6 protein-coding genes are annotated in these 7628 nt (G+C 35.2%); 1 reads left to right on the top strand and 5 read right to left on the bottom strand.

Going from position 1 to position 7628, the window contains the following annotated elements; all coding sequences use genetic code 11:
• Positions 1 to 337: 337 nt before the first annotated feature.
• Positions 338 to 1612 (top strand): FAD-dependent hydroxylase, encoded by a 1275-nt coding sequence (locus tag H6F32_RS14690; RefSeq protein WP_190370060.1) that lies wholly within the window; start codon positions 338 to 340, stop codon positions 1610 to 1612.
• An 80-nt stretch (positions 1613 to 1692) separates the two neighbouring features.
• On the opposite strand, the gene H6F32_RS14685 is transcribed toward H6F32_RS14690, so the two are convergent.
• The 5 genes from H6F32_RS14685 to cysK all read right to left on the bottom strand — a co-directional run bounded on the left by H6F32_RS14685 (position 1693) and on the right by cysK (position 7614).
• Positions 1693 to 1878, bottom strand: coding sequence for a hypothetical protein (locus H6F32_RS14685; RefSeq protein ID WP_190370059.1), 186 nt, complete (start codon positions 1876 to 1878; stop codon positions 1693 to 1695).
• Positions 1879 to 2287: 409 nt separating this feature from the next.
• Positions 2288 to 2785, bottom strand: a complete 498-nt coding sequence (locus H6F32_RS14680) for a GNAT family N-acetyltransferase (protein WP_190370058.1) — start codon at positions 2783 to 2785, stop codon at positions 2288 to 2290.
• 131 nt (positions 2786 to 2916) lie between these two features.
• Positions 2917 to 4572 carry an ABC transporter ATP-binding protein gene (locus tag H6F32_RS14675; RefSeq protein ID WP_190370057.1) on the bottom strand — a complete coding sequence of 552 codons (1656 nt, stop codon included), beginning with the start codon at positions 4570 to 4572 and terminating at the stop codon, positions 2917 to 2919.
• Between the two features lie 546 nt (positions 4573 to 5118).
• Positions 5119 to 6357 (bottom strand): hypothetical protein, encoded by a 1239-nt coding sequence (locus H6F32_RS14670; protein ID WP_190370056.1) that lies wholly within the window; start codon positions 6355 to 6357, stop codon positions 5119 to 5121.
• A gap of 312 nt (positions 6358 to 6669) precedes the next feature.
• Positions 6670 to 7614 carry a cysteine synthase A gene (gene cysK, locus H6F32_RS14665; RefSeq protein WP_190370055.1) on the bottom strand — a complete coding sequence of 315 codons (945 nt, stop codon included), beginning with the start codon at positions 7612 to 7614 and terminating at the stop codon, positions 6670 to 6672.
• Positions 7615 to 7628: the final 14 nt, after the last annotated feature.

Below are 7628 nucleotides of genomic sequence, written 5' to 3'. Positions count from 1 at the left end.
CCAGGTGGTGTGCATTCTTATTGGTTCTTATTGAGAATAGGTTTTGATGACGTTTTTGGTGATTTACTGTTTCTCAAATGCCTTTTTTCACTTTATATGTTTGTTTTGATGCTCCCTTTAATTTTTTCTCTACGTAATTTCCCTCTGTGACAGTTTGGGGTGCGGAATGTGGGATGTAAAACTCTTACTAATGTTACTAAATCATTGTTGACAGCTATCCCAATTTGATAATTACCAACCTGAATGCTTTTATGATTTGATTGGGTATCAAACTCTCTTGCCCTTTTTGGAGCGATCGCGTCACAATAATATTAAAATACCGTAATTTATCTTAACAATGTCTATCTCACAATTAACTCCTACTTTTTCCAGTTCTCAAGTACCCAGCACAATTAACTGGGGATGTGATTATGATTTAGTCATCGTTGGTGGTGGAATAGTTGGTTTAACTCTGGCAGCAGCGTTAAAGAACTCTGGTTTAAATATTTTACTCGTTGAAGCAAAGCCTACGTCTGCGGCAGTAGCTAAAGGTCAGGCTTATGCGGTACATTTGTTATCAGCGCGAATTTTTCAAGGGATAGGAATTTGGCAAAAAATGCTCCCTAATATTGAAAAATATCATCAAGTTTGTTTGTCGGATGCTGATTATTCTAACATTGTAAAATTCCAAACTTCTGATTTAGGAAAAGATGCCAAAACGGGAGAGTTAGGTTATGTTGCGGAACATTATGCTATATTAGAGCCTTTACAAGAGTTCGTTCATGATTGTCGCAATGTCACTTATATTTGTCCTGGGGAGGTGATCAAAACAGAAAATCAACTAGATGCGGTGAATATTACCATCAAAATTAATGATCATACTCAAATAATTCGCAGTAAATTATTAGTTGCAGCCGATGGTTCTAAATCTGCAATTCGTCAAGCAGCGGGAATAAAAACTAAAGGTTGGAAATATTGGCAATCATGTATAGTGGCTTTTATTAAACCAGAAAAACCACACAATAATACAGCTTATGAAAAATTTTGGTCTAGTGGTCCATTTGCCATTTTACCATTACCAGGGAACCGTTGTCGCGTTGTGTGGACTGCACCCCATGAGGAAGCTAAGGCTTTGTGTAGTTTGAGTGATGAACAATTTTTAGCGGAATTAAGTAAAAGATATGGTCAACAAATGGGTAAATTAGAATTATTAGGCGAAAGATTTATTTTTCAAGTACAATTAATGCAGAGCGATCGCTATGTACTCCCTAGGTTAGCGTTAATTGGCGATGCTGCCCATAATTGTCATCCTGTGGGAGGACAAGGTTTAAATTTAGGTATTCGTGATGCAGCGGCATTAGCGGAAGTTATCCAAACAGCACATCAAAATTGCCAAGACATTGGTAATATTTCTATCCTCAAAAAATATGAAATTTGGCGCACAAAAGAAAACTTAGCGATATTAGGTTTTACTGATTTATTAGATCGAGTTTTTTCTAATAATTTCCTACCATTAGTAATATTAAGACGCATGGGTTTATGGATGATGCAAAAAGTCCCGATGATTAGAGTATTTGCGCTGAAATTAATGATAGGACTAAAAGGGAAAACTCCGGTTTTGGGTAAACAGTGACCAAATATAGTAATGCAGGCATCTTGCCTGCAATTATTGGATTTTTGATAATTGAATTGCATTACTTTGTTGTTTTAATTTTACCAGTTCGTTGTAAGTTGATTCAGCGGATGATAGTAAGTATTTTGAGGAAAATATATTGTTGGCCATGGGGGGTTTTTGATAGTAGTGGCGATCGCTAAACCATAACCGTCTTTTTCTCCTGTGACATTGTTCCAATATAGCCTATCTTCCGCACCCTCAACTGTCACAATTGGTTTTACCATTTTTTATGATAACATGAGGTTGTATTGTATACTAATTATCAAAAAATTAACGGAGGTAGGATGCCAGCAAGGCATAATTTATATCCAAAAATCAAGAGAAAATTAAGTGATCATACCATGTGACACCCCAGGGTGCGGAATGTGGGATTTATTATTTCTACTATTCTTACAGCACTTCCCGATATAATGAAGTACACTTTATTTTCAGGCATAAAGTAGAATTTAAAAACCAAGAATTTTAGACTGTACCTCATAACAAAGGAATCTGCTGCATATCATCCAAAACTTGATAATTAGGATTTTTTTGATGTTGGAAAAAATTCCTGATAGATTGTTTTAAATTATCTTTGATATATCTTTGATAATTTTTTTAGTAGCATCATCTATGCTTTACAATTGCTCATGATCATTAACTCTCAATTAAATTCAACCCTAAAATTATTAAGTCTCTTTCTACACCATCTAAATCAGCAACTTTAGGTAAAAGTCCCCAATGTTGAAAACCGAAAGATGAGAAAAGATTTAAACTAGGTTCATTATGGGCGAAAATGAAACTCATAAGATTTTTAATCCCTAAATTTGGACATTGAGTAATAGCTTCTTGCAAAAGTTTTTTAGCCAAACCTTGTCTTTGAAAATCAGGGGAAATATAGATACTAATTTCTGCTGTAGCATAATAAGCCGGACGATTATAAAAAGATTGAAAACTCAACCATCCACCAATCATACCATCAACTTCTACCACCCATAAAGGAAGATGAGAAGAATTTCTTGCTCTAAACCAATTTTTGCGACTTTCTATAGACACAGGTTCTAAGTCTGCTGTGGCCATGCGCGTGGGAACAGCCGCATTATAAATTTCTACAATAGCAGGTAAGTCTTTTTCTGTACCATAACGAATCATCATACAATTAGTGAGTTGAGATTTTAGATTTAGCTATTTTACATTTAGGTAATAGTAATAAGTGAAAATTTACAAGTTCAAAAACGCAAAACTTCAAAGGTTTTAACTGTTTCCTCTGACTCCTAAAAACTAAACTACGTTTTAGCCAATAAAGGTGCTGCCGCTAAAAGAGTTTGGGTATAAGGATGTTGGGGACGACTAAAAATTTCCTTAGTTGCACCCAATTCTACGATCTTACCACCATTCATCACCGCAATGCGATCGCACAAAAATCTTGCCAACCACAAATCATGAGTAATAAATAAATAGGTTAACTCAAATTCTACCTTTAACTGCAACATCAAATCTAACACCTGAGATTGTACACTAGCATCTAACATACTCACTGGTTCATCACATATTATCAACTTAGGACGAGTAATTAAAGCCCGTGCAATAGCGACTCTTTGCTGCTGTCCTCCAGATAATTCCCCAGGATAACATTGATAATACATCTGGGCAGGTGTCAAACCTACTTTCTCTAGCATCCACAAAACTTCTTCCCGTGCTTTTTTACTATCAGCTAACTTATGAATTAACAAAGGATCAGCTATACTTTCTCCCACCGTCATCACCGGATTTAAACAAGCATGAGGATCTTGAAATACCATTTGTATTTGTCTACGACAAGTGCGAACTTTTTCCCTAGTTAAACTAGTTAATTCCTGTCCTAAAAATTCCACCTTTCCCGCAGTAGGTTTAATTAGTTGTAAAATCGTTCTCGAAAGTGTACTCTTACCACATCCCGACTCCCCAACCAACCCTAAAATTTCCCCTGGATACAATTCTAAGTTAATTCCATCCACAGCTTTAATCGTCTGAATTTCAGTTTTAAATAATCTTTGCACAAAATTAGGTTCAATAGTGTAATGCTGCTGCAATTCCCTAACCTTTAAAATGGGTAATTTTTCCCGTTCCGTTTTTTCTCTTCCCTCTTCCTTAGCATCTATTCCTTTTTCTTGTTGAATATGTAAAGCTGCTTTTAATAAAGATTGAGTATATTCATGTTGTGGTTGTTGAAATACCACCTCCGTTTTTCCCATTTCCACCATTTTTCCTTGGTACATCACCCCAATGCGATCGCAATATTCTGCTACCATTGCTAAATCATGGGAAATTAACAGCAACCCCATATTCTCTTCACTACATAACCGCGTCAACTCCTGCAAAATTTGAGCAGAAACCGTTACATCCAAACTCGTCGTAGGTTCATCCGCAACAATTAACTTAGGACTTAATAACAATGCTAAGGCAATAGCTACCCTTTGACGCATCCCCCCACTAAACTCATGGGGAAACTGACTCCAACGACTTGCAGGTATTTTCACCTTCGCTAACGTTTCTAACGCCTTTTCTTTTGCTTGCTGTTTCGACAAGTCTGGAAAATGTGCTGCCAATGTCTCTAAACAATGATTACCAATAGTCATTAATGGATCAAGTCGCGTCATAGGATCTTGAAATATTAATGCAACCGCTTCCCCACGAAATTTTCGCATTTGTTCAGGAGTTAAATCTAATACAGAATCTCCCCGAAATATTACTTTACCTGTAACTTGACTATTTTCCGGTAATAAGCGCATCACAGCTTTACCAATAGTAGATTTTCCACATCCTGACTCCCCTACCAAACCCATTTTTTCTCCAGGTTGTAATGTAAAAGATACATCATTAACTGCCCAAGTTTCTGCTTCTTTTCCTCTTTGGGGATAAGCAACACGGAGATTTTCTACTGTAAATAATGATTGTTTCATTTTAATTAATATAATTATTAACTTTCAGTAATCAACTTTCAGTAATCAGCTTTCAGCTTTCAGCTTGATAAATAGAAGATTTAACCAATTGTACAACTTTAAAATCCAATCTTCCTATTTCTTGATTTGTCCATCCTCATAAATATTAATCAATCTATCAATATCTATTTAAATAATAAAATATTCTCACAGTAGCGCAAGCATCTTGCTTGCATTATCCAAATTGTAATAGATTATATAATAATTTGGTGCGTTACTTAATTAACTATCATGTAGCGCAAGCATCTTGCTTGCATTATCCAAATTGTAATAGATTATATAACAATTTGGTGCGTTACGTTATCACTAACGCACCCTACTTAATTAACTATCATGTAGCGCAAGCATCTTGCTTGCATTATCCAAATTGTAATAGATTATATAATAATTTGGTGCGTTACTTAATTACCTATCATGTAGCGCAAGCATCTTGCTTGCATTATCCAAATTGTAATAGAGTATATAATAATTTGGTGCGTTACGTTATCACTAACGCACCCTACTTAATTAACTATCATGAGTTTGCTCAGTACCACAATGATAACAATAAGGTAACTTTTTATAAGTCAACTCATGGCAATAATGACATTCTACATATTGATAATAACCGCAATGGGGACAATGAGCATCTTGAATTCTAATTGTTTTCGCGCAGTTAATACATTGTGACTTTTGTACTCGTTTTGCTGCTTGAGACTTAGTATTAAAAACAAACCTTTGCAGAAATTTGATAATAGCAAAACCCACTAAAGGAATTAACAGAATATAAACATATTGAACTAAAAAGACTAAACCTCCAAAGATAGCACTGATAATATCAAAAATGAACTTTGCAATAACACCAACTTGCAAAAATTCAAAAGTTTTGAAAATTAAAGGAATGAAGAAAATAACCAATAAATGCCAACTAATTAACGCTATTAAACCATATCCACGACTTTGAGTATAGTTATTTACTAATAACGCAATAATTATTAATGGTGCTAAAAACAAAACCTGAAAACCTAATTGAATACTAGGATACCAAAACGACGCATTTTCATAACCAGTTTCCACATCGTTAAATTTACTTCTATCTTTGACAAAATTAAGTAAATTTTGACTTGATGGTTTCTGTAACAAATTATTTTTAAATTTAACAATTTCCTCTTTAATTTGTGATATTTTCTGACTATTTTCCTCTAATTTCTGTTTTGCTTCTTCGGCTTTTACCTGGTTTATTGATTTATTTGGAGACTGTCCCGCAATTTTTTCTAGTACAGTAGAATCATATTGACTCCTAATAGTTATATTATCAGATTCTAGTCTATTAATATTATCTTGTTTGGTATTTATGCTACTTAATAAAGCTTGATTTTCTCCATTATTAAATTTATCCTTAATACTAGCATATTCTAAACAAACTCCAGAAACTTTCCCTAAATGTCCTATTTCTTGATCTTGATAACTTTGTTGATAATTACTTTTGATATTATCATTATAAGATAAAAAACTTTGCACCAATTCATAATCTTTCTCTGGACTATTATTTTTCTGATAACCTTCCCATTCTGCATAACAAGGATATACTTGTTGGGGGCTTAAATGCCATCTACTAATATCATTTAACCCTGTAAAAACATTAATTAAAATAAAAAGATCAACAATTATTATTACTAATAAACTTACTTTATTTAATGGTTCATTATTGATACTTCTTGATCTTCTGAAAAACTGATTCCACAGATTATTAAGTCTAGTAAACATAGTGTACTCCTCTAAGTAAGGAATACTATAGCAGTAAATATTAAAAGTTATTCAGTTATTAAACAATGTTCAAAAATGTTCAAAGATTTTAAAAAACTTATGAAAACTTATGAAAACTACTTATTTTATCTGATTTTATCACAACCTAACCACAAGATCCCCATCTAAGAAGTCGGGGATCGGAATCTTTTATTTACAGCACATTCCATGTACATGAGGTACACTATGAACACAGCAAGATGCCTGTGTTACAAGGGTTTTATCATTAACATCTGTACCTCATAATAACGGAAACTGCGGTATATCTAATAACTATTTAATTTCTAAATCTTGGAACAGAGGTGTACTTAAATATCTTTCACCGAAACTAGGTTGAATCATCACAATTAAACGATCCTTATTTTCAGGACGCTGCGCCACACGAATAGCCCCACACAAAGCTGCACCAGTAGAAATACCAGAAAGCAAACCTTCTTCCCGTGCTAATCTGCGACTATAAGCGATCGCCTCATCATCACTCACAGTAATAATCTCATCCAATAATTCTACCTTTAAAACCTGGGGTATAAAACCAGCCCCAATACCCTGAATTTTATGGGGACCTGGCCTACCACCTGATAAAACAGGGCTATTAGCAGGTTCAACAGCGATCGCCTGAAAACTGGCCTTTCTTTTTTTCAGCACCTCCGCCACACCAGTAATAGTACCTCCCGTACCCACACCTCCAACAACTATATCCACCTCCCCATCAGTATCACTCCAAATTTCCTCTGCCGTAGTTTCTCGGTGAATTTTCGCATTAGCGGGATTACGAAACTGTTGTAACATATAAGCATAAGGTGTTCTCTCCACAATTTCCTGTGCCCGGCGAATAGCACCACTCATTCCCTCAATACCCGGTGTTAACTCTAATTCAGCCCCATAAGCCCGCAACATAGCCCGACGTTCCGCACTCATAGTTTCTGGCATGGTTAACACTAACTTATACCCCTTTGCGGCCGCAGCCATAGCCAAAGCAATACCCGTATTACCAGAAGTAGGTTCTACTAAAATTGTCTTACCAGGACTAATTAAGCCCTCATCCTCCGCAGCAGAAATCATACTTACCCCAATTCTGTCTTTTACCGAAGCAGAAGGGTTCATACTTTCCAGCTTCACCACAATTTTAGCCACACAACCTTCAGCCTGGGGAATACGGTTTAACTTTACCAAAGGAGTACGGCCAATTAACTCTGTAATATTTTCAGCAATTCTCATTAACTTACACCCTA

Origin of the sequence: Anabaena sp. FACHB-1237 (assembly GCF_014696225.1) — a bacterium.
Lineage (GTDB): Bacteria > Cyanobacteriota > Cyanobacteriia > Cyanobacteriales > Nostocaceae > FACHB-1237.
This window is presented reverse-complemented; position numbering and strand designations above follow the sequence as displayed.

Coding starts and splice junctions, on each gene's coding strand:
- H6F32_RS14670 (WP_190370056.1), bottom strand. CDS start 6,357: ATGTTTACTAGACTTAATAATCTGTGGAATCAGTTTTTCAGAAGATCA.
- H6F32_RS14685 (WP_190370059.1), bottom strand. CDS start 1,878: ATGGTAAAACCAATTGTGACAGTTGAGGGTGCGGAAGATAGGCTATAT.
- H6F32_RS14680 (WP_190370058.1), bottom strand. CDS start 2,785: ATGATGATTCGTTATGGTACAGAAAAAGACTTACCTGCTATTGTAGAA.
- H6F32_RS14675 (WP_190370057.1), bottom strand. CDS start 4,572: ATGAAACAATCATTATTTACAGTAGAAAATCTCCGTGTTGCTTATCCC.
- H6F32_RS14690 (WP_190370060.1), top strand. CDS start 338: ATGTCTATCTCACAATTAACTCCTACTTTTTCCAGTTCTCAAGTACCC.
- cysK (WP_190370055.1), bottom strand. CDS start 7,614: ATGAGAATTGCTGAAAATATTACAGAGTTAATTGGCCGTACTCCTTTG.